The organism is Halomonas sp. LBP4 (assembly GCF_003202205.1).
In the GTDB taxonomy this organism is placed as follows: domain Bacteria; phylum Pseudomonadota; class Gammaproteobacteria; order Pseudomonadales; family Halomonadaceae; genus Halomonas; species Halomonas flagellata.
In genome coordinates, this window is sequence record NZ_PDOG01000003.1 from 201,920 (window position 1) to 224,147 (window position 22,228).

Consider the following 22,228-nt stretch of genomic DNA (forward strand, 5'->3'; position numbering starts at 1 on the left):
TCGAGCTACAGTCCAGCCCGCAGCCCGCAGCCTTCACCCGCTCAGCGCTCGTGGATCACGTCCATCGGGAAGAACTTGCCGGCCAGGGCGTCGCGGATGCGGCGCATCACCAGGGGGCTGCGCAGTCGCCCCTGGCGCTCCAGGTCCTCCAGCTCCTCCAGGGTCAGCCAGTGAACGGCCAGGATCGCCGGGTCCAGGTCGTTGCCCAGGTGGGCCAGTGCCATGCCGAAGAAGCCGTGGCTGTGGAAGGTGTGGCCATCCGGTGCCTGGTAGACATAGAGGCCCAGGTAGTCGGTGATGCCCACCCGCCAGGCGGTCTCCTCGCCCACCTCGCGCAGGGCGGCCTCCTTGATGCGCTCGCCCGGCTCCAGGTGGCCGGCCGGCTGGTTGAACTCGGTGTGGGGGCCGCCGCGCTCCTCCTCGACCATCAGGAAGCGGCCGGCGCGCTCCACCACGCAGGCCACGGTGACCAGAGGGTGCCAGCGGTTCATCGGCGGCCTCCTCGGTGGCGGGTCGGGCGTTGCGGGTTCGGGCGAGGGGCATGCAGGGTCTCGCGGCGCCACTGCCCCGGGGCCAGGCCGTCGAGGCGCCAGGGGCCGATGGCCACGCGCACCAGGCGCAGGGTGGGGTGGCCGACATGGGCGGTCATGCGTCGCACCTGACGGTTGCGGCCTTCGCTGATGGTCAGCTCCAGCCAGCTGGTGACCGGGTGGCGCCTCGGGTCCAGCGGCGGGTCCCGCTCGGGCAGGCCGCTCGACGCCAGGCGCCGGACCTTCGCCGGCCGGGTGCGGCCATCCTTCAGCCGGACGCCGCTGCGCAACGCCTGCAGGGCGGCATCACTGGGGCGGCCCTCCACCTGTACCCGGTAGGTCTTGGGCTGCTTGTGGCGGGGATCGCTGATGCGGTGGATCAGCTCGCCGTCGTCGCTGAGCAGCAGCAGGCCTTCGGAGTCGTAGTCGAGACGGCCGGCGGCATAGATGCCGGGCACCGCGATCACCCCGGCCAGGGTGGCGCGGCGCTCTCCGTCACCGGCCCCGGGGTCGGTGAACTGGGAAAGCATGCGATAGGGCTTGTGCAGCAGGTATAGAGCGCTCATTCGACCAAGGTCTTGCTACCATGGATTGTCGACAAATATGGCTCCAAGCCTACTCCGATCGATCGGGTGAATGCTATACTCCGCGCTCCACTGAACAGACCAGACAGGGGAGTTCTCAATGGGGTTCCAGAAAATCGTCGTCCCTGAAGGCGGCCAGAAGATCACCGTCAACGCCGACAACACCCTGAACGTGCCGAATGAGCCGGTCATCCCGTTCATCGAGGGTGACGGCATCGGCGTCGACGTGACGCCGGCCATGAAGATCGCCATCGACTCCGCCGTGCAGAAGGCCTACAACGGCGATCGCAAGATTCACTGGATGGAGGTCTACGCCGGTGAGAAGGCCACCCAGGTCTATGACGCCGATACCTGGCTGCCGGAAGAGACCCTGGAAGCCGTCAAGGACTACGTCGTCTCCATCAAGGGGCCGCTGACCACCCCGGTGGGCGGTGGCATCCGCTCCCTGAACGTGGCCCTGCGCCAGAAGCTCGACCTCTACGTCTGCCAGCGCCCGGTTCGCTGGTTCGAGGGCGTGCCCAGCCCGGTCAAGAAGCCCGGCGACGTGGACATGGTCATCTTCCGCGAGAACTCCGAGGACATCTACGCCGGCATCGAGTGGAAGGCCGGCACCCCGGAAGCCGACAAGGTGATCAAGTTCCTGCGCGAGGAGATGGGTGTCACCAACATCCGCTTCCCCCAGGACTGCGGCCTCGGCGTCAAGCCGGTCTCCGAGGAGGGCACCAAGCGCCTCGTGCGCCAGGCCCTGCAGTACACCGTGGACAACGACCGCGAGTCGCTGACCCTGGTGCACAAGGGCAACATCATGAAGTTCACCGAAGGTGCCTTCAAGGACTGGGGCTACGAGCTCGCCCGCGATGAGTTCGGCGCCGAGCTGCTCGACGGCGGCCCCTGGATGACCTTCAAGAACCCCAAGACCGGCAAGGACATCGTGGTCAAGGACGTCATCGCCGACGCCATGCTGCAGCAGATCCTGCTGCGCCCGGCCGAGTACGACGTCATCGCTACCCTGAACCTCAACGGTGACTACCTGTCCGACGCCCTGGCGGCGGAAGTGGGCGGTATCGGCATCGCGCCGGGCGCCAACCTCTCCGACGCCGTGGCCATGTTCGAGGCCACCCACGGCACCGCGCCGAAGTACGCCGGCCAGGACAAGGTCAACCCGGGCTCGCTGATCCTCTCCGCCGAGATGATGCTGCGCCACATGGGCTGGGTCGAGGCCGCCGACCTGGTGCTCAAGGGCATGGAGAAGGCGATCTCCAGGGGCGAGGTCACCTATGACTTCCATCGCCTGATGGACGATGCCAAGCTGCTCAAGTGCTCCGAGTTCGGCCAGGCCGTCGCCGACAACATGTAAGTCGCGGCATCGGGCTCGGGGCCCCCGCCCGCCGCATGGCGGGCGGGGGCCCTTTGCGTTGAGCAGGCGCGAGTGAACCCCGCCGGCCCCGTGGCGTCCAATCACGGTTGAGACCTACCCTGGTGGCCGGCTTGTCGAGATGGATAGTGGCTCTTATGTTCAAGACAGAAGAGGAGGCGTGGCGTGAGTGGCACGCCTCGATCCGGGGAGGCATGACCCGCCCCCCCGAGCCTGGCGAGGAGAGTGACGACGACCTGGCGGTGCAGAGCGCCGATCCGGAGGTGGCGCGTCCGCCGCTGTACAAGGTGGTGTTGCATAACGACGACTTCACCCCCATGGAGTTCGTGGTGGAGGTGCTGCAGACCTTCTTTTACATGGACAGCGAGACCGCGGTGCAGGTGATGTTGACGGTGCACACCCAGGGCAAGGCCACCTGTGGCATCTTTACCCGCGACATCGCGGAAACCAAAAGCCACCAGGTCAATCAATACGCAAGAGAGTGTCAGCATCCGCTGCTGAGCGACATCGAGGCGGCGGACTGATCCCGGACATGGTCGCGAAGGGGGATGGAGGCCGGCCGTTGGGCGAGGAGACTTGCAACGGCGGCGTTTGTACCCGATGTTGATGATGCCGGACCTTGAAAGATCCGACGCAAGCCCTAGGCGGCGAGAAGGGGACTGCCATGCTGAGCAAAGAACTTGAACTGACCCTGAACACGGCCTTCACCGTGGCGCGCTCCAAGCGTCACGAGTTCATGACCGTGGAGCACCTGCTGCTGGCTCTGCTGGACAATGCCTCTGCGGCGGACGTGCTGAGGGCCTGCGGGGCCAACCTCGACAAGCTGCGGTCCGACCTGCAGGATTTCATCAATTCCACCACGCCGCTGATCCCCGAGGATCAGAGCGATCGTGAGACCCAGCCGACCCTGGGCTTCCAGCGCGTGCTGCAACGCGCCGTCTTTCATGTCCAGTCCTCGGGCAAGAGCGAGGTCACCGGCGCCAACGTGCTGGTGGCGATCTTCTCCGAACAGGAGAGCCAGGCGGTCTACTTCCTCAAGCAGCAGAACGTGGCCCGGGTCGATGCGGTCAACTACATCGCCCACGGCATCTCCAAGGTGGCCGGCCATGGCCAGAGCCCCTCGTCGCCCTCTCCCGAGTCCGAGGAGGCCGAGGAGGGCGGTGCCGAGACCGGCGCCAATCCGCTGACCGGCTTCGCCACCAACCTCAACGAGCAGGCCCGGCTGGGCAAGATCGACCCCCTGATCGGGCGTGAGCACGAGCTCGAGCGGGTGGTGCAGATCCTTGCGCGTCGGCGCAAGAACAACCCGCTGCTGGTCGGCGAGGCCGGCGTGGGCAAGACCGCCATCGCCGAGGGGCTCGCCAAGCGGGTCGTCGAGGAGGACGTGCCCGAGGTGATCGGTGATGCGGTGGTCTATGCCCTCGACATGGGCGCCCTGCTGGCCGGCACCAAGTACCGGGGCGACTTCGAGAAGCGGCTGAAGAGCCTGCTCGCCGAGCTCAAGAAGCAGCCCAACGCCATCCTCTTCATCGACGAGATCCATACGGTGATCGGCGCGGGAGCGGCCTCGGGGGGGGTGATGGACGCCTCGAACCTGCTCAAGCCGCTGCTCTCCTCCGGTGACCTGCGCTGCATCGGTTCCACCACCTTCCAGGAGTTCCGCGGCATCTTCGAGAAGGACCGGGCGCTCGCCCGCCGTTTCCAGAAGGTCGACGTCATGGCGCCCTCGGTGGAGGACACCATCCGTATCCTCAAGGGGCTGCGGTCGCGCTTCGAGGAGCATCACCGGCTCAAGTACACCGATGCGGCCCTCGACAGTGCGGCGCGCCTGGCGGATCGCTACATCAACGACCGCCATCTGCCCGACAAGGCCATCGACGTGATCGACGAGGCCGGCGCCCACCAGCGGCTGCTGCCGCCCGAGGTGCGGATCGACACCATCGACGTCGACCAGGTCGAGGCGGTGGTGGCTTCCATCGCGCGGATTCCGCCGAAGAGCGTCTCGAGCTCCGACCGCAAGCTGCTCGAGAACCTCGACCGCGACCTCAAGATGCTGGTGTTCGGCCAGGACGAGGCGATCGACAGCCTCTCGGCCGCCATCAAGCTCTCGCGGGCCGGCCTCAAGTCGCCGGACAAGCCGGTGGGCAGCTTCCTGTTCGCCGGCCCCACCGGGGTGGGCAAGACCGAGGTCGCTCGCCAGCTGTCGAAGATCATGGGCATCGAGCTGGTGCGCTTCGACATGTCCGAGTACATGGAGCGTCACACGGTGTCGCGGCTGATCGGGGCGCCCCCCGGCTACGTCGGTTACGACCAGGGCGGCCTGTTGACCGAGGCGATCACCAAGAATCCGCATTGCGTGCTGCTGCTCGACGAGATCGAGAAGGCGCATCCGGAGGTCTTCAACCTGCTGCTGCAGGTGATGGACCACGGCCGCCTGACCGACAACAACGGCCGTGAGGCGGACTTCCGTCACGTGATCCTGATCATGACCTCCAACGCCGGGGTCGAGCTGGCCACGCGGCGCTCCATCGGCTTCCAGACCCAGGATCACTCCACCGACGCCATGGAGGCCATCCGCAAGACCTTCTCGCCGGAGTTCCGCAACCGTCTGGATGGCATCATCCAGTTCCACTCCCTGCCGATGTCGGTGGTGCGCAGCGTGGTGGACAAGTTCCTGGTGGAACTGCAGGCACAGCTCGACGAGAAGCGGGTCCAGCTCGACGTGGACGATGCCGCCCGGAACTGGCTGGCCGAGAAGGGCTACGACCCCGACATGGGCGCTCGCCCCATGGCGCGCCTGATCCAGGAGAAGCTCAAGAAGCCGCTGGCGGAGATGATCCTGTTCGGCGAGCTCTCGGAGCACGGCGGGGTGGTGCACGTCAGCGTGGAGGAGGGCGAGCTGCACCTCTCCACCGAGTCGGAGCTGGCTGACGCGCCCTGAGAGCGGCATCACCTCCTTTCACCACGACGACACGGCGCCCTGTCTCTGGACGGGGCGCTGTACGTTGCGTGGCCGTGAGCGGAGGCGTGGTGGTACCTGGCGGGCAGGGTCAGCGTGAACGGTAGACGATGCGACCCTTGGAGAGGTCGTAGGGAGTCAGCTCGACCTTGACCTTGTCGCCGGTGAGGATACGGATGTAGTTCTTGCGCATCTTGCCCGAGATATGGGCGGTGACCACGTGGCCGTTCTCCAGCTCGACGCGGAACATGGTGTTGGGAAGGGTATCGACGACGACGCCTTCCATTTCGATATGGTCTTCACGTGCCATATAGGCGGTTCCTCGCTGATGATGATGGTGCGATGCGGCACCGAGGCGCGCAGGTGACGCCCGTGCCGACAGAATAGCGCGGTATTGTGCCGCATGCCGGGCGTCAAGGCAAAAAAGCCGCCGTTCGACGCGGGACCCGGCGGGTCAGACGGGAAGGGTGCGTCGCCAGTGGCGCCCGTCGAGCATCTCCAGCGGGCGGAAGGCCTTCTTGTAGTTCATCTTGCGGCACTCGCGGATCCAGTAGCCCAGGTAGACGTGGGGCAGGCCCAGGTCACGGGCCCGCTCGACCAGCGAGAGCACGGCGAAGGTGCCGAGCGAGCGGCGGTCCAGCGTCGGGTCGGGGTCGAAGAAGGTGTAGATCGCCGAGAGCCCGTGTTCCAGCTGGTCATAGGCCGCCACGGCCACCAGTCGGCCCTCGAGGCGGAACTCCAGCAGCCGGGCATAGTCCTGGTCGAGGGTCAGGAAGGTGCGGTACTGCTCGTGGCTCGGCGGGAACATGTCGCCATCGGCGTGGCGGGTACGGATGTAGTGGGCGTAGAGGGCATAGTGCTCGCTGTCGAAGATCGCCGGACGCACGTGCAGCGTGAGGTCGGCATTGCGCCGGACGAGCCGGCGCTGGTTGCGGCTCGGGGCGAAGTCGGCCACCGGGATGCGTACCGAGATGCAGGCGCTGCAGCCCTCGCAGTGCGGGCGATAGAGGTGGCGACCGCTGCGCCGGAAGCCCAGCAGCGCCAGGGCATCGTAGACGCCACGCCCGGGCGACTCCTGGGGGTCGAGGAACAGGGTGGTGGCCTCACGCCCCTCGAGATAGCTGCAGGCATGCGGCACGGTGAGGAAGAACCGCAGGTCCCGTACCGGTTGCCGGGGTGTATTGCTGCTCACGGCTCCCCCCTCTCTTGCGTCGAATGGCGTGCCGTACTACCAAGGCGTTCGAATGACCAGCTGGGCGGGATGATGCAGGTGTCATCCTCGGCAACGTCCGGTGCCTTGCCCAGCCACTTTTCAAGATAGCCGATGAACTCGGCCCGGGCGATGTCGCGGGCACCGAGACTGGCCAGGTGGGCGGTATGCATCTGGCAGTCGATCAGCCGGCCGCCGCCGTCCTGCATGGCCCGGGCCAGGTGCACCAGGGCGACCTTGGAGGCGTCCGCGACCCGGGAGAACATCGATTCACCGAAGAAGACCGGACCGAGGGCCACCCCGTAGAGGCCGCCCACCAGCCGCTCGCCGCGCCATACCTCCACCGAGTGGGCCATGCCCAGGGCATGCAGGCGGCCATAGGCTTCGCGCATGGCGTCGGTGATCCAGGTGCCTGGCTGGCCGTCACGGGGGCCGGCACAGGTCGCGATCACCGCATCGAAGGCGGTGTCGGCGGTGACCCGGAAGCCCCCGTTGCGTAACCGCTTGGCGAGGCTCCTGCGCACGCGGATCTCGTGAGGAAACAGCACCATGCGCGGGTCCGGGCTCCACCACAGGATCGGCTGGTCGTCGCTGTACCAGGGGAAGATGCCGCGGCGGTAGGCCGCGAGCAGCCAGGCCGGGCTCAGGTCGCCGCCGACGGCCAGCAGGCCGTCGGGATCGCGCAGGGCCTGCTCGACGGGGGGGAAGTGCACGGGGTGATCGGCAAGCCAGGGCAGCATCGAGAATCGAATCCTTGCGGGACGGAGCCTCAAGTGTGACGCTGGCGGCGACCCGGCTCAAGATGCTGGCCGACGGCGCGGGCCCCTGTGATGGCAAGCACTTGCTCGGTATGATTGGCGCCATGGAAACGGAAGACGCCAACTGTGGCGCAAGGGGGATGGCCGCTTGAGTGTCAAGAAGAAGGTGTCGCCGCGTCGAGTGAGTGCGACCAATGCCAGGGAGACGGCGAAACGCTTCGGCCTGCAGCTGCAGGGATCGGCACGCGAAGGCGTGGCCATCATGCTGCTGGCGGCCTGCGTCTTCCTGCTGCTGGCGCTGTTCAGCTTCCAGCCCGGCGACCCGGGCTGGTCACGCAGCGGGCCCGAGACCGAGGTCGCCAACTGGATGGGCCCGATCGGGGCCTGGCTCTCCGATGTGCTCTATTCGCTGTTCGGTGTGAGTGCCCTGTGGTGGCCCGGTATGCTGGGCTTCGCCGCCTGGTGGCTGCTCCGCTCCCGCCAGGTGCACCTGGAGTGGGATGCCACGACCCTGGCGGTGCGCAGCGGCGGCTTGGTGCTGCTGCTGCTCGGCACCACCACGCTCGGTGCACTGCACTTCTACAACCCGGAGAGCCTGCTGCCCTACTCCTCGGGAGGGATCCTCGGGGAGGGGCTGGTCGGCGCCCTGGTGCCACTGGTCGGCGTCGGGGGCTCCGGCCTGCTGTCGCTGGCGGCGATGCTCTGCGGTTTTCCGTTGTTCACCGGGTTGTCATGGTTCACGGTGATGGACGAGCTCGGCCACCGTGCCCTGCGGTTCTGGCAGCGGTTGGCCGAACCCTTCGGCCTCTCGTCCGACCGGCGCGAGCCGCGTCGGGCTGGGCGCGACGAGGCCGAGGAGCAGACCCCCCCGGCACCCGTGGCCGAGTCCGACGACGAGGCGCCGACGCGGCAGCGCTGGTGGCAACGCCTGCTGCCCGGCCGGCGAGGGGAGTCGCTCCCCGAGCTGGCGGCCGCCGGCGATACCCGGCGTGAGCCGGGTTTCGGCAATGATGGCGAGACCGAGATTCCCTGGGAGGTGCCCCCGCACACCCCCTCCGCCAAGCGCCCGGAGGCGGCCTACAGCGCCCGCACGCCGACACCCGCACCCCACAGGGGGGGCGGCAGCACCGCGGCGGCAGCGAGCGCTACGGCGTCGTCAGGCACCGCCGGGGCCGCTGCCGCCCACCCCTTCCGTGCGCCCGAGGCTGGCGGGGCCCGCCGTGTGCCGGAGACGGTGCCCGAGCCGGTGCTGCCCGACGATGACGAGGCGCCCCCGGCCTGGAGCGGCCCCTCGCTGCGGGCCAGCCGCGACGATGACCCCCTGGCGGCACCGGCCACCGGCAACGAGTGTCGGGAGATGCCTGCCGAAGCCGCGGAGCCGGAGGACGAGGCTCCGCCGCCGGCCTGGGCCTCCTCGGGCTCGTCGCCGCATTCGCCGGTACGCGACGTGGGGCGTCGCGAGCCGGCGCTGGTCGACTGGCAGGCGGGTGACTGGGAGGACGACGCCGACGAGCCGCGTCTGGGCCGGGACGAGCCGGTCCGGGACGAGAACGCCGCGCGGACGGCGGCCGAGGAGACGCCTGCCGTCCGCGCGGCGAGCGATGGTCCCGCGGTGGGCCATGCCGCCGACGAGTCGGCCGCCGACGATGCTCCCCGTGTCGCCACCGCCGAGCAGGGGCGCGCGGCCGCCGACCAGCCCGATGGCCCCACCCTCTGGACCGTGGAGCACCTGCAGAACCAGCGGCCGCTGTTCGACGACCTGCCCGACCCCGATGGCGAGCTGCCCAGCCTGCGCCTGTTGACCCCGCCCCAGCCCCATCAGCCCAACTACACGGACGCGCAGCTGGCCGAGATGGCCGAGCTGCTCGAGGTGCGGCTGCGCGAGTACGGGGTCAAGGCCGAGGTGGTCGACACCTGGCCCGGGCCGGTGATCACCCGCTTCGAGATCAAGCCGGCGGCGGGGGTGAAGGTCTCCAAGATCAGCAACCTGGCCAAGGACCTGGCGCGTTCGCTGATGGTCAAGAGCGTGCGGGTGGTGGAGGTGATTCCCGGTCGGCCCACGGTGGGCATCGAGATTCCCAACCCCAAGCGGGCGATGATCCGCCTGCGCGAGGTGATCGACTCCGACCGCTACCAGCAGGAGGCCTCGGCGCTGACCCTGGCGCTGGGCCAGGACATCGGCGGCGGCCCCGTGGTGGCCAACCTGGGCAAGATGCCCCACCTGCTGGTGGCCGGCACCACCGGCTCGGGCAAGTCGGTGGGGGTCAACGCCATGCTGATCTCCATGCTGCTCAAGGCCACCCCCGACGAGCTGCGGATGATCATGGTCGATCCCAAGATGCTCGAGCTGTCGGTCTACGACGGCATCCCGCACCTGCTGGCGCCGGTGGTCACCGACATGAAGGAGGCTGCCAACGCCCTGCGCTGGTGCGTGGCCGAGATGGAGCGCCGCTACAAGCTGATGGCCTCCATGGGCGTGCGCAACATCGCCGGCTTCAACGCCAAGCTCGACGAGGCCGATCGCGCCGGCGCCCAGGTCGCCGACCCGCTGTGGGAGCCCCAGCCCTGGGAGATGCACCAGAGCCCGCCGGTGCTCGAGAAGCTGCCCTACATCGTGGTGGTGATCGACGAGTTCGCCGACATGTTCATGATCGTCGGCAAGAAGGTCGAGGAGCTGATCGCGCGGCTGGCCCAGAAGGCCCGGGCCGCCGGTATCCACCTGATACTGGCCACCCAGCGTCCCTCGGTGGATGTGGTCACCGGCCTGATCAAGGCCAATATCCCCACCCGCATGGCCTTCCAGGTCTCCTCGCGGGTCGACTCGCGCACCATCCTCGACCAGGGCGGCGCCGAGAACCTGTTGGGCCACGGCGACATGCTCTACCTGCCGGCGGGGTCCGGCCTGCCGACCCGGGTCCACGGTGCCTTCGTCGACGACGATGAGGTGCACCGGGTGGTGGAGGACTGGAAGCGTCGCGGCGAGCCGAAGTACATCGACGAGATCCTCTCCGGCGGCGTCTCCGCCGAGGCCCTCACCGGCCTTGAGGCCGAGGGCGTCGACGGCGACGATGCCGAGCAGGACGCCCTCTACGACGAGGCGGTACAGTTCGTCACCGAGTCGCGCCGGGCCTCCATCTCGGCGGTGCAGCGCCGCTTCAAGATCGGCTACAACCGGGCCGCCCGCCTGGTCGAGGCCATGGAGATGGCCGGGGTGGTGTCGACCATGGGCACCAACGGTGCCCGCGAGGTGCTGGCGCCGCCGCCGGTGGGTAACTGAGCCCAGTACCCCGCTCAACCATGCAGCAATGATGAAAGCGCCGGCGGGCATGCAACCCGCCGACGCCCCCTTGGTCCGAGTGACAGGATTCCATGATGGACCCGTCCAGGGAGACAGAGACGATGACCATGAAGAAGACCCTTGCCACGCTGGCCATGACGTTCGCCGTGCCGTTGTCGGCCCTGGCCAGCGAGGGCGCCGAGCGCCTGACCCGCATGCTCGAGCCGCTGGAGACCTACGAGGCCGCCTTCCAGCAGCAGATCCTCGACGGCAGCGGCCAGCGCCTGCAGGAGGCCAGTGGCCACATGTGGCTGTCTCGCCCCGGCAAGTTCCGCTGGGAGGTCGATGCGCCCTACCAGCAGGAGGTGATCTCCGATGGCGAGGAGGTCTATCTGTATGACCCCGACCTGGAGCAGGTCACCGTGCAGGCGCTGGACCAGCGGGTGACCCACACGCCAGCACTGCTGCTCTCCGGCAGCGCCAGTGAGCTGACCGACAGCTATGACGTCTCGCGCCAGCAGCAGGGCAGTGCCGAGACCTTCACCCTGCTGCCGCGCTCCCCCGATACCCTGTTCGAGGAGCTGAAGATGACCTTCCGCGGCGAGCGCCTGGCGTTCCTGCAGATGACCGACAGCACCGGCCAGCGCACCGCCATCGAGTTCCGCGACGTGCAGATGAACGAGGCCATCGACGACGGCCTGTTCGCCTTCGAGATTCCCGACGGCACCGATGTGATTCGGGATAGTCACTAGCGCCGAGCGGCCAGTCCATAGCGGGAAGTGCCGGCGTGAGCGGCGCCGGGGACTGGCCGAAGCGGAGGTCATCCTTCAGGGATGAAGGATGTAGCGTCCAGGGACGGATTCACAGCGCCTCCGCGAAGGCCTGTCGCCGGAAAAGCCGCGGCCCAGGTCCTACCCTGGCAGAGCGAAAACCCCACCGGATCGAGTCCGATGGGGTTTTCTCGCTTTCTGCCTCGACGCCAGCCAGCCCGCCACCGAGCGGCTGGGCGCTCGGCGCTACACGTCGCTGCCGTCCCCATCCGCCTCCCTGTCCAGCGCCTCCCGCCAGGCCATGAGCTGGCCATAGCGCTTCTCCTGACCGTACTCCGTCGGCTGGTAGAAACGCTGGTGCGGAATCTCGTCGGGCCAGCAGTCGTGGGCGCTGCCGGCGGGATAGCCGTGGGGCTCGTTGTGGGCATAGCGGTAGCCCTGGCCGTGGCCCATGGACGCCATCAGTTTCGTCGGCGCGTTGCGCAGGTAGGTGGGCACCTCGAGGCGCGGCTGGGCGGCGACGAAGGCCTTGGCCTCCTTCCAGGCGCGGTCGATGGCGTTGCTCTTGGGCGCCACGGCGAGGTGGATCGCCGCATGGGCGATGGCGCGCTGGCCCTCGTAGTCGCCCAGGCGCAGGTAGGCGTCCCAGGCGGCCATGACCAGCGGCAGGGCGCGCGGATCGGCGTTGCCGACGTCCTCGGAGGCGATGGCGGCCAGGCGCCGGACCACGTCCAGCGGGTCGCCGCCGCCCTGAAGGAAGCGGGCGATGTAGAGCAGCGCCGCGTCGGGGCGCGAGGAGCGCACCGACTTGTGGATCGCCGAGAGCAGGTCGTAGAAGTGGTCACCCTGCTTGTCGAAGGCACTGGCCTGGTGGCCGAGCACGTCCTCCAGCGCCTCGCGGCGCAGGATCTCGCCGCCGCCCTCGTTGGGTTCGGCGAAGTCACAGGCGGTCTCCAGCAGCCCCAGGGCGCGGCGGGCATCGCCGGCCGCGGCCCGGGCCAGCAGCCCCAGCACCCCGTCGTCGACGGCGATCCGGCGGCGTCCCAGGCCGCGTGTATCGTCGGCCAGGGCCCGACGCATCACCTCCACCAGCTCGGCCTCGGTGAGCGACTTGAGCACATGGACCCGCGCGCGGGAAAGCAGCGCCGAGTTGACCTCGAAGGAGGGGTTCTCGGTGGTGGCGCCGATCAACGTCAGCAGGCCGGACTCCACATGGGGCAGCAGGGCATCCTGCTGGCTCTTGTTGAGCCGGTGGATCTCGTCGAGGAACAGCAGGGTGGGCTGCCCCTGGCCCTGGGCGGCCCGGGCCCGGTCCACCGCCGCGCGGATCTCCTTGACCCCGGCCATCACCGCCGAGAGGTGCTCGAGGCGGGCACCGGACTCCGCGGCGAGAATCTCGGCCAGGGTGGTCTTGCCGGTGCCGGGCGGGCCCCACAGGATCATCGAGCGCACCACGCCGGTCTCGGCCATGCGGCGCAGGGGCTTGTCGGGCCCTACCAGCGCCTGCTGGCCCACGTAGTCGGCCAGCCGCCGCGGCCGCATGCGGAAGGCCAGGGGGGCGGCATCATCGCCGGTGGTCTGGTGGAACAGGTCCATGGCGGTCTCCCTGATGAACGGCAAGAGGATGCCCGGGCGGGTGTCGTCGACAATGCGACCTTGGTCGATAGACAGCCTCGCCGCCAGGCACTAGGTTGATACAACGTCTTCGGCGTGCCCTCCGGTATCGAGTGGCTCGCTGAACCCTGGCCAGGATGGCGAATCCAACGAGGAATGCCTTCCACACATCGCTGACAGGAAGAGGAGGCCACGACATGACCATGCTGACCCAGCTGCGCCGGGATCATGCCAATATGGCGCGCATGTTGCACGTTCTGCAGCTCAAGCAGAAGACCCTGTCGACCGGCGAGCGCCCAAACTTCCAGCTGGTGAGGGAGGTCGTCGACTACATCCTGGACTACATGGAGGGCTTTACGCTGCCCCTCGAGCGTATCTGCACCGAACAGTTGCAGCAGAAAGCTCCCGAGAGCGGTGACGTCACCGAGCAGCTGGCCAAGGACTACCGGGGCCTGCGCGCACGTCTGAAGCGGCTGTCCGGTGACATCGACATGATCCTCATGGATGCGGTCGTGCCGATGGATCGTTTCTCCGATGACCTCAAGGCCTACCTGGAGAGCCATCGGGCCTACCTGCGTGACGAGCGTGAGCTGCTCTTCCCGCTGATCCAGCAGCACTTCGACGAGCAGGAGCTGCAACATCTCGGCGAGTTGCTTCCCGAAGGGGCCGCCGCCGAGCTGGAGCGCCTGCAGGAAGCCTATCCCGAGCTCTATGCCGAACTGCGCGAGGCGCCGGTGCAGGTGATCTGAGCCTGTGTGGGTGGGCCTCTTCGGGTCGTCGCCGGTCTGAGGTAGAATGCGTCCCCATGGTCGGTCCGGGGCACTCCGCCAGGAGCGCTCGGCCGAGAACGTACCGCCGGGACCCAGTGCGATGCCAGCCAGCCTGCGCCATGTCATGCCTTCCTCTCTCTCTCTCCAGCCGCCCTCTTCTGACCGGGCGGGGGGAGCGCATTGTGGTGGGTGCCGGTGACCGGGCCGGTGCTGGTGTTCGACTCCGGTGTGGGGGGGCTCTCGGTGGTGGCGGCCCTGCGCGAGCGCCTGCCGGGGGCGGCGCTGGCCTATGCCTGCGACAATGCCATGTTGCCCTATGGCATTCGCGAGGACGGCTGGCTGGTGCAGCGTATCCTCGCCGTCTGCGAGGCGGCGGTCTCGGCCAGCGGCTGTTGCGCCCTGGTGGTGGCCTGCAATACCGCCAGCACCCTGGCGCTCGACGCCCTGCGCGACCGGCTTGCGGTGCCGGTGGTCGGCACCGTGCCGGCGATCAAGCCGGCGGCGCAATGCAGTCGGACTGGCCATCTCGGCCTGTTGGCCACCAGTGCCACGGTGGCACGCCCCTACACCCTGCAACTGATACGGGAGTTTGCCGCCGGCTGCCGGGTCACCCGGGTCGCCGCCGATGCGCTGGTCGGCGAGGCCGAGCGCTGGGTCGTCGGCGAGGCTCCGGATCGCGTGGTGATCCGCGAGGCGCTCGCACCGCTGTGGGTCGATCCCGAGCTCGATACGGTGGTGTTGGGCTGCACTCACTTCCCGCTGTTGCATGATGCCCTGGTCGAGGCGGCCCCTCGCGGAGTCGCCTGGATCGATTCCGGCGACGCCATCGCCCGCCGGGTCGCCCAGGTGGTCGCCGCGCCTGCCCCGTACCGGGGGCCGGGCGAGAGCTTCGTCACCGCCCCGGACCCGCGGCTGAGGGCGGGACTGGCGGCGTTCGGCTTCGCCGAGCCGTACCTGCTGCACCTCGACTGAGCCGCCTGGCGTCCACGGCATCAATTTCCGTCAGCATTGTCGTCACCATCCCTATCACCATTACAGGAGGCCCCGTGGCCGTTCCCGTCGTCGACCCCGCCCGCTACGACCAGCAACTCGAGGCCAAGCGCGAGCGCATCCTCCGCGACTTCGCCCGCTTCTCGCCGCCGGCACTGGAGGTGTTCCCCTCGCCACCGAGCCACTACCGCCAGCGCTGCGAGTTCCGGCTCTGGCACGAGGGGGACGACCTTTTCTATGCGATGTTCGAAATGCAAGGGTCCGAGGTCGGCCCGGCGGATCCGAAGAGGAAGAGGGTGATCCGCCTGGACGACTATCCGGTGGCCGGCCGGCGGATCAACGAGCTGATGCCGCAGTTGCTCGACGCCATTCGTGACGTCCCCCTGTTGCGGCGCAAGCTGTTCCAGGTGGAGTTCCTCACCACCCTCTCCGGTGAGGCGCTGGTCACCCTGATCTACCACCGCCCGCTGGACGAGGCCTGGAAAGCCGAGGCGCGTCGGCTGCAGGCGACCCTGGGTGCGATGATCATCGGCCGTTCGCGCAAGCAGCGCCTGGTGCTCGAGCGGGACCATGTCTGGGAGCGACTCGAGGTGGACGGGCGCGAGTTCGTCTACCAGCAGGTGGAGAACAGCTTCACCCAGCCCAATGCCGAGATCTGCCGCTCGATGCTGGCCTGGGCCCGTGATGTGACCCGCGACAGCCGGGACGGCGACCTGGTGGAGCTCTACTGCGGCAACGGCAACTTCACCGTCGCCCTGGCGGAAAACTTCCGCCGGGTGCTGGCCACCGAGATCTCGCGCACCTCGGTGGCCAGCGCACGGCTCAACCTTGAGGCCAATGGCATCGACAACGCCGTGATCGGCCGCATGTCCGCCGAGGAGTTTTCGCTGGCCCTGAAAGGGGAGAAGGGCGGGCGGCGCGTGGCCGAGTGGGCGCTGGACGACTACGATTTCACCACGGTGCTGGTCGATCCGCCCCGGGCCGGGCTCGACGACGCGAGCTGCCGACAACTCGGCGGCTATGCGCGTATCGTCTATATTTCATGCAACCCGGATACCCTGGCGGACAACCTCGCGACCCTGACCAGGACGCATGACATTCGGCGTTTCGCCCTGTTCGACCAGTTTCCCTGGACCCATCACTGCGAGTGCGGGGTGCTGCTCGAGCGGCGAGCTTGATTGCGACCTTGGTCTAGTCAATGGCGAGGAAGTCAAGCGGTGATGCGCAACCGACATGCACCATGAGCAAGGTGGCAAGTCGGTGGGGGCGGTTCGGGGAGTGGCGTAAGATCGCAGGGCAAGGCGGTCATGGGCCGCCGTGAACTTTTCCCGGCCGCCCTTCGGCGGCCGTCGGCAGCCGAGGTGATGGATGCAGCACGTTGCGTACGACGAAGTCAGGCAGGATTTTCTCAAGCAACTCGCCGAGCGACTGGCCAGTCGACTGGACAAGGAGAAGGCCCGCGCGGTGGAGTCCTTCGCCCGCTACTTCTACGCCACGGTGCCGTTCGATGACCTCGCCGACCGTCGCCTGGACGACATCTATGGCGCCACCCTGTCGGTGTGGCACTTCATTCAGCAGTTCGATCCCGCCTCGCCCAAGGTGAGGGTCTTCAACCCCGATTTCGAGGAGCACGGCTGGCAGTCGACCCACACCTTCGTGGCGGTGCTGCACGAGGACATGCCGTTCCTGGTGGATTCGGTGCGCATCGAGCTCAATCGACGGGGCATCACCGTGCACGCGATCCACAACGCCGTGCTGGCGGTGGCGCGTGACGACAAGGATCATCTCGTGCGGGTCGCCTCGCCCCGGGAGCAGGGCGCGCCGGAGTCGCGCGAGTCGCTGATCGCCATCGAGATCGACCGCCATACCGATCCCGCCGTCCTCGCGGATCTCCAGGCCAGCCTTCACGAGGTGCTGGTCGATGTGCGCACCGCGGTGGCAGACTACGATGCGATGGTCGAGCAGGTCGAGAAGGCGATCGAGGAGATCCGGGCCGTCCGCCCGGCATCGATCAATCCCGAGGACCACAGCGAGGCCATCGCCTTCCTCGAGTGGCTGCGCCAGGAGAACTTCACCTTCCTCGGCTACGACGCCTACGAGATCCGCGAGCAGGACGGCAAGGAGTGGCTCGAGAAGATCGAGGGCAGCGAGCTGGGGGTCTTTCGCCTGGACCAGCCGCGCTATCGCGAGCGCATCCGCACCACGGTCGGAGTCGACGGCGACCACTTTGTGCTGGTGCCCCAGCTGCTGTCGTTCGCCAAGAGCGCCCACCATGCCCGGGTGCACCGACCGACCTATCCCGACTACATCTCCATCGACCGCTACGACGAGCAGGGTCGCGTGATCGGTGAACACCGCTTCCTGGGGCTGTTCACCGCCGTGGTCTACAACGAGTCGCCGCGCAACGTGCCGATCCTGCGCCGCAAGCTCAAGTCGGTGATGGATATCGCCGGCTTCAACCCCAAGGGGCACAACGGCAAGCAGCTGTTGCAGATTCTCGAGGTCTATCCCCGCGACGACCTCTTCCAGATCGACATCGACGAGCTGGTGCAGACGGCCCTGGGCATCCTCGACATCCGCGAGCGCCGCCGGGTGCGGCTGTTCGTGCGCGAAGACCGTTTCGGCAAGTTCTACTCCTGCCTGGTCTTCGTGCCGCGGGACGTCTTCTCCACCGAACTGAGGCTGCGCATCCAGCATCTGCTCTGCGAGGAACTGGGCGCCACCTTCGGCGACTTCAACACCTACCTCTCGGAGTCGGTGCTGGCGCGTATCCAGTTCATCCTGCGTTTCGGGGGCGCCCAGCCCGTCGCCTACGACCTCAAGCGCCTGGAGGGCAAGGTCGCCGAGCTCGCCCGCAACTGGCGTGACGATCTGCAGGCCGCCAGCATCGAGGGGTTCGGCGAGGAGCAGGCCAACAAGCTCATGGACCGCTTCCGCGGCGCCTTCCCCGCCGGCTATCGCGACGATTTCAGCGCCCGTACCGCGGTCTACGACCTGCACCACATCAGCGAGCTCGACGATGGCATTCCCCTGGCGCTTTCCCTCTATCGCCTGGTCGAGGAGGAGGGCAGCGGGGTCAACCTCAAGCTCTTCCATCGCGACCGCCCCATTCCGCTCTCCGACGTGCTGCCGATGATGGAGAACCTGGGCCTGCGGGTGATCGGCGAGCGTCCCTACGGGATTCACGCCACCGACGCCACCTACTGGATCCATGACTTCGACCTGGAGCATCACACCAGCACCGAGGTCAATCTGCAGGAGATGCGCGAGCCCTTCATCGAGGCCTTCCAGCGCATCTGGGTCGGGGAGGCGGACAACGACGCCTTCAACCGCCTGATCATCGGCGCCAACCTGGACTGGCGCGAGGTCGCGATGCTGCGCGGCTATGCCCGCTACCTGAAGCAGATCCGCTTCGGCGTCTCCCAGGACTACATGGCGACCACCCTGGCCAACCAACCGGAGATCACCCGGGAGCTGGTGACGCTGTTCGAGCTGCGCTTCGACCCCGAGGAGCGGCCCGACGAGAGCGAGATCGAGGCCTGCCAGCAGCGCATCGTGCGGCTGCTCGACGACGTGGCCAGCCTCAACGACGACCAGTTGCTGCGTCGCTACATGGAACTGATCATGGCGACCCTGCGCACCAACTACTACCAGCAGGACGCCGACGGCCGCGTCAAGGACTACATCGCCTACAAGATGAACCCGTCCCAGGTCACCGGCATGCCCAAGCCGCGCCCGGCCTTCGAGATATTCGTCTGCTCACCGCGGGTCGAGGGGGTGCACCTGCGCGGGGGCAAGGTGGCTCGCGGGGGGCTGCGCTGGTCCGATCGCCACGAGGACTTCCGCACCGAGGTCCTCGGCCTCGTCAAGGCGCAGCAGGTGAAGAACGCGGTGATCGTGCCGGTGGGCGCCAAGGGGGGCTTCATCTGCAAGCGGATGCCCGAGGGGGGGGATCGTGACGCCATCCAGCGGGAGGGCATCACCTGTTACAAGACCTTCATCCGCGCCCTGCTCGACGTTACCGACAACCTGGTCGGCGGCGAGGTGGTGCCGCCCCGTGACGTGGTGCGCCACGACGATGACGACGCCTACCTGGTGGTGGCCGCCGACAAGGGCACCGCGACCTTCTCCGACATCGCCAACGAGATCTCCGCCGAGTATGGCCACTGGCTGGGCGACGCCTTCGCCTCGGGCGGCGCCAACGGCTATGACCACAAGAAGATGGGCATCACCGCCAAGGGGGCCTGGGAGTCGACCAAGCGGCACTTCCGTGGCCTGGGCCTGAACACCCAGCGCGACGAGTTCACCGTGGTGGGCATCGGCGACATGGGCGGCGACGTCTTCGGCAACGGCATGCTGCTCTCCGAGACGATCCGGCTGGTGGGCGCCTTCAACCACCTGCATATCTTCGTCGACCCGAACCCGGATGCCGCCGCCACCTTCGCCGAGCGCAAGCGGTTGTTCGACCTGCCGCGCTCGAGCTGGGAGGACTTCGATACCGGCCTGATCTCCGAGGGCGGCGGGGTGTTCAAGCGCAGCGCCAAGTCGATCCCGATCTCGCCGCAGATGAAGGCGGTGTTCGGCATCAAGGAGAACAAGCTGCCCCCCAACGAGCTGATCCGCGCCATGCTCAAGGCCGAGGTCGACCTGCTCTGGAACGGTGGCATCGGCACCTACGTCAAGGGCAGCGACGAGACCGATGCCGAGGTGGGCGACAAGGCCAACGACGCCCTGCGCATCGACGGCCGTGACCTCAACTGCCGTGTAGTCGGCGAGGGCGGCAACCTCGGGCTCACCCAGCATGGCCGCATGGAGGCCGCCGCCAAGGGCGTGCGGGTCAACACCGACTTCATCGACAACGCCGGCGGGGTGAACTGCTCCGACCACGAGGTCAATATCAAGATCCTGATCGACGAGGTGGTCAAGCGCGGTGACATGACCGGCAAGCAGCGCAACCAGCTGCTCGCCGACATGACCGACGAGGTCGCCGAGCTGGTGATCCTCGACAACTATCGCCAGACCCAGGCGCTGGATCTCTCCGAGATCCTCTCGCGTCAGGGCATCGGCCCCTTCAGTCGCTTCATCAGCGAGCTCGAGGTCGCCGGCCAGATCGATCGAGAACTCGAGTTCCTGCCCTCCGACGAGGAGCTCCAGGAGCGGGCCGCCAACGAGCAGGGCATGCTGCTGCCCGAGCTCTCGGTGTTGATCTCCTATGCCAAGAGCGTCCTCAAGGGCGACCTGATCGCTTCCGAGGTGCCGGACGACCCGACCATCGCGCGGCATGTCGAACGCATCTTCCCGAAGGTGCTGGTCGAGCGCTTCCGCGACGAGATGTACGAACACCGGCTGAAGCGCGAGATCGTGGCCACCCAGGTGGCCAATGACCTGTTCGACCACATGGGCATCGTCTTCGTGCGCCGGCTGATCGACTCCACCGGTGCCGGACGCGCCGACATCGCCCGGGCCTACGTGATCGCCCGCGAGAGCTTCCAGCTGACCGCCCTGTGGGAGCAGATCGAGGCCTTGGACAACCAGGTGCCGAGCCGGGTGCAGTACGGCATGATGCTCGACCTGATGCGTACGCTGCGTCGGGCCAGCCGCTGGTTCTTGCGTCAGCGTCTCGGCATGACCACCCAGGATACGATTGCCTACTTCGCCCCGCGCCTGGCCCAGTTGCAGGAGAACATCGGCGAGCGGCTGCGTGGCGAGGAACGCGAGGCCTGGGAAGCGCGGCGTCAGGAGCTGGTGGAGGCGGGGGTACCCGCGGCACTGGCCACCACCGTGGTCGCCACGAACAGCCTCTACACCGCGCTCGGCATCATCCAGGCGGCGCGCCAGACCGGCGAGAAGCCCCAGCGGGTGGCCGAGGCGTTCCACGAGATCGGCGATCGTCTGGAGCTGCCGTGGCTGATCCAGAAGATCACCGATCTCAAGGTGCGCGACACCTGGCAGGCCAAGGCCCGCGAGACCTTCCGCGACGATATCGACCGTCAGCAGCTGGCGCTGTCGGTGAGCGTGCTCGGCATGGAGGGCGGACCGCGGGACCCGGTGGAGCGGGTCGACCGGTGGCTGCAGCTCCACGACATCATGTACGGGCGCTGGTGCCGGTTGCTCGAACAGGTGGGCAGCGGCAGCCAGGGCGGCTTCCCGCTGTTCGCCGTGGCGGTGCGTGAGCTCGTCGACCTGGCCGAGAGCAGCCGCGAAACCTGAGGCGCGACAGTACGCCGTGAGAGACGAACCCCGCCGCTGGCGGGGTTCGTCGTTTCCAGGGGTGCGGACTGTTATACTCCCGCCCGCTCGCTCGACACCGCCCGGAGATGCCCATGTATTCGCTTGCCCGTTCGCTCCTGTTCCGCCTCGATGCCGAAACCGCCCATGGGGTCGCGCTGTCGGGGCTGGACCTGGCCGGTCGGCTGGGGCTCGCCGGGCGCCTGGCCGGCCCTCGGGTCGACGACCCGGTGGAGCTGATGGGACTGCGCTTTCCCAATCGCGTGGGCCTGGCGGCGGGGCTCGACAAGAATGCCGACCACCTGGATGCCCTGGGGGCGCTGGGCTTCGGCTTCGTCGAGGTCGGCACCGTCACCCCCAGGCCCCAGGACGGCAACCCCAGGCCCCGCCTGTTTCGCCTCCCGGAGCAGGGGGCGATCATCAACCGCATGGGGTTCAACAATGCCGGGGTGGACCACCTGGTCGAGCGGGTCAGGAAGTGTCGCTATGCCGGCATCGTCGGCATCAATATCGGCAAGAACCTGACCACGCCGGTGGAGCAGGCGGTGGACGACTACCTGACCTGCCTGCGCAAGGTCCACGCCCAGGCGGACTATGTGGCGGTGAACATCTCCTCGCCCAACACCCCGGGGCTGCGCAACCTGCAGTTCGGCGAGCACCTCGACCAGTTGCTCGGCGCACTGCGCGAGACGGGTCATGGGCTCGACCGCGAGGCCGGCCGCCGCGTGCCGCTGGCGGTGAAGATCGCACCGGACATGAATGTCGAGGAGGTGGCGCTGGTGGCCCGGACGCTCGAGGCCAATGCCATCGATGCGGTGATTGCCACCAACACCACGGTGTCGCGGGACGCGGTGGCCGGCCTCACCCATGGCGACGAGCAGGGGGGGCTCTCCGGCCGGCCGGTCTTCGAGCCGTCGAATGCGGTGATTCGCGAGCTGCGCCGTCATCTGCCGACCCTGCCGATCATCGGCGTGGGGGGCATCGACAGCGGCGAGGCCGCCGTGGGCAAGTGCCAGGCAGGGGCGGACCTGGTGCAGCTCTATTCGGGGTTCATCTACCGCGGACCGCGGCTGGTGGGGGAGTGTGCCCGGGCGCTGAAGGCCTACGCCGGGACACGGGGGGAGTGAACCAAGAAGCCCGCGGCAGGGCCACGGGCTCTATTG

The 22,228-nt window shown here is 67.9% G+C and carries 16 protein-coding genes; 10 read left to right on the plus strand and 6 right to left on the minus strand.

The features are described from left to right. Positions 1-41: 41 nt before the first annotated feature. Positions 42-491: an NUDIX domain-containing protein gene (locus CR157_RS11310; protein WP_110283646.1), complete on the minus strand. Its 450-nt coding sequence runs from the start codon at positions 489-491 to the stop codon at positions 42-44. Beyond that, entirely contained in the window at positions 488-1,096 is a 609-nt protein-coding gene (locus CR157_RS11315) for a pseudouridine synthase (RefSeq protein ID WP_110283647.1), read from the minus strand. Before CR157_RS11315 ends, CR157_RS11310 begins: the two co-directional genes overlap by 4 nt. A gap of 118 nt (positions 1,097-1,214) precedes the next feature. Here CR157_RS11315 and icd point away from each other — a divergent pair, with 118 nt between their 5' ends. The 3 genes from icd (at position 1,215) to clpA (ending at position 5,430) form a co-directional block, all read left to right on the plus strand. Continuing rightward, positions 1,215-2,471, plus strand: a complete 1,257-nt coding sequence (gene icd, locus CR157_RS11320; protein WP_110283648.1) for an NADP-dependent isocitrate dehydrogenase — start codon at positions 1,215-1,217, stop codon at positions 2,469-2,471. Positions 2,472-2,683: 212 nt separating this feature from the next. Beyond that, on the plus strand, positions 2,684-3,013 hold the full coding sequence (clpS, locus tag CR157_RS11325; RefSeq protein WP_110284014.1) for an ATP-dependent Clp protease adapter ClpS: 330 nt from the start codon (positions 2,684-2,686) through the stop codon (positions 3,011-3,013). 140 nt (positions 3,014-3,153) lie between these two features. Then, positions 3,154-5,430, plus strand: coding sequence for an ATP-dependent Clp protease ATP-binding subunit ClpA (clpA, locus tag CR157_RS11330; RefSeq protein WP_110283649.1), 2,277 nt, complete (start codon positions 3,154-3,156; stop codon positions 5,428-5,430). A gap of 109 nt (positions 5,431-5,539) precedes the next feature. Here the strand turns inward: clpA and infA are convergent, their stop codons facing one another. The 3 genes from infA to aat all read right to left on the minus strand — a co-directional run bounded on the left by infA (position 5,540) and on the right by aat (position 7,398). Next, on the minus strand, positions 5,540-5,758 hold the full coding sequence (gene infA / locus CR157_RS11335) for a translation initiation factor IF-1 (RefSeq protein ID WP_013332816.1): 219 nt from the start codon (positions 5,756-5,758) through the stop codon (positions 5,540-5,542). Between the two features lie 144 nt (positions 5,759-5,902). Beyond that, on the minus strand, positions 5,903-6,640 hold the full coding sequence (locus CR157_RS11340) for an arginyltransferase (RefSeq protein WP_110283650.1): 738 nt from the start codon (positions 6,638-6,640) through the stop codon (positions 5,903-5,905). Then, on the minus strand, positions 6,637-7,398 hold the full coding sequence (gene aat / locus CR157_RS11345; protein ID WP_110283651.1) for a leucyl/phenylalanyl-tRNA--protein transferase: 762 nt from the start codon (positions 7,396-7,398) through the stop codon (positions 6,637-6,639). Before aat ends, CR157_RS11340 begins: the two co-directional genes overlap by 4 nt. Before the next feature lie 166 nt (positions 7,399-7,564). On the opposite strand from aat, the gene CR157_RS11350 reads away from it, so the two are divergent. Both CR157_RS11350 and lolA read left to right on the plus strand, forming a co-directional pair. Next, positions 7,565-10,693: a DNA translocase FtsK gene (locus tag CR157_RS11350; RefSeq protein WP_258364139.1), complete on the plus strand. Its 3,129-nt coding sequence runs from the start codon at positions 7,565-7,567 to the stop codon at positions 10,691-10,693. Between the two features lie 122 nt (positions 10,694-10,815). Beyond that, the gene (gene lolA, locus CR157_RS11355; protein WP_110283652.1) at positions 10,816-11,445 is read left to right on the plus strand and encodes an outer membrane lipoprotein chaperone LolA; all 630 of its coding nucleotides are present in this window, start codon (positions 10,816-10,818) and stop codon (positions 11,443-11,445) included. 264 nt (positions 11,446-11,709) lie between these two features. Here the strand turns inward: lolA and CR157_RS11360 are convergent, their stop codons facing one another. Further along, positions 11,710-13,059: a replication-associated recombination protein A gene (locus CR157_RS11360; protein ID WP_110283653.1), complete on the minus strand. Its 1,350-nt coding sequence runs from the start codon at positions 13,057-13,059 to the stop codon at positions 11,710-11,712. A 221-nt stretch (positions 13,060-13,280) separates the two neighbouring features. Here CR157_RS11360 and CR157_RS11365 point away from each other — a divergent pair, with 221 nt between their 5' ends. The 5 genes from CR157_RS11365 to CR157_RS11385 all read left to right on the plus strand — a co-directional run bounded on the left by CR157_RS11365 (position 13,281) and on the right by CR157_RS11385 (position 22,192). Beyond that, the gene (locus CR157_RS11365; RefSeq protein ID WP_110284016.1) at positions 13,281-13,826 is read left to right on the plus strand and encodes a hemerythrin domain-containing protein; all 546 of its coding nucleotides are present in this window, start codon (positions 13,281-13,283) and stop codon (positions 13,824-13,826) included. A 216-nt stretch (positions 13,827-14,042) separates the two neighbouring features. After that, positions 14,043-14,819 carry a glutamate racemase gene (murI, locus tag CR157_RS11370; RefSeq protein WP_110284017.1) on the plus strand — a complete coding sequence of 259 codons (777 nt, stop codon included), beginning with the start codon at positions 14,043-14,045 and terminating at the stop codon, positions 14,817-14,819. A gap of 74 nt (positions 14,820-14,893) precedes the next feature. Continuing rightward, positions 14,894-16,015, plus strand: a complete 1,122-nt coding sequence (gene trmA, locus CR157_RS11375; protein WP_110283654.1) for a tRNA (uridine(54)-C5)-methyltransferase TrmA — start codon at positions 14,894-14,896, stop codon at positions 16,013-16,015. Positions 16,016-16,205: 190 nt separating this feature from the next. Further along, a complete protein-coding gene (locus tag CR157_RS11380; protein ID WP_110283655.1) occupies positions 16,206-21,047 on the plus strand; it encodes an NAD-glutamate dehydrogenase in 4,842 nt (1,613 codons plus the stop codon). Positions 21,048-21,160: 113 nt separating this feature from the next. Beyond that, complete coding sequence (locus tag CR157_RS11385; protein WP_110283656.1) at positions 21,161-22,192, plus strand: quinone-dependent dihydroorotate dehydrogenase; 1,032 nt, start codon at positions 21,161-21,163, stop codon at positions 22,190-22,192. The last annotated feature ends 36 nt before the right edge of the window (positions 22,193-22,228 follow it).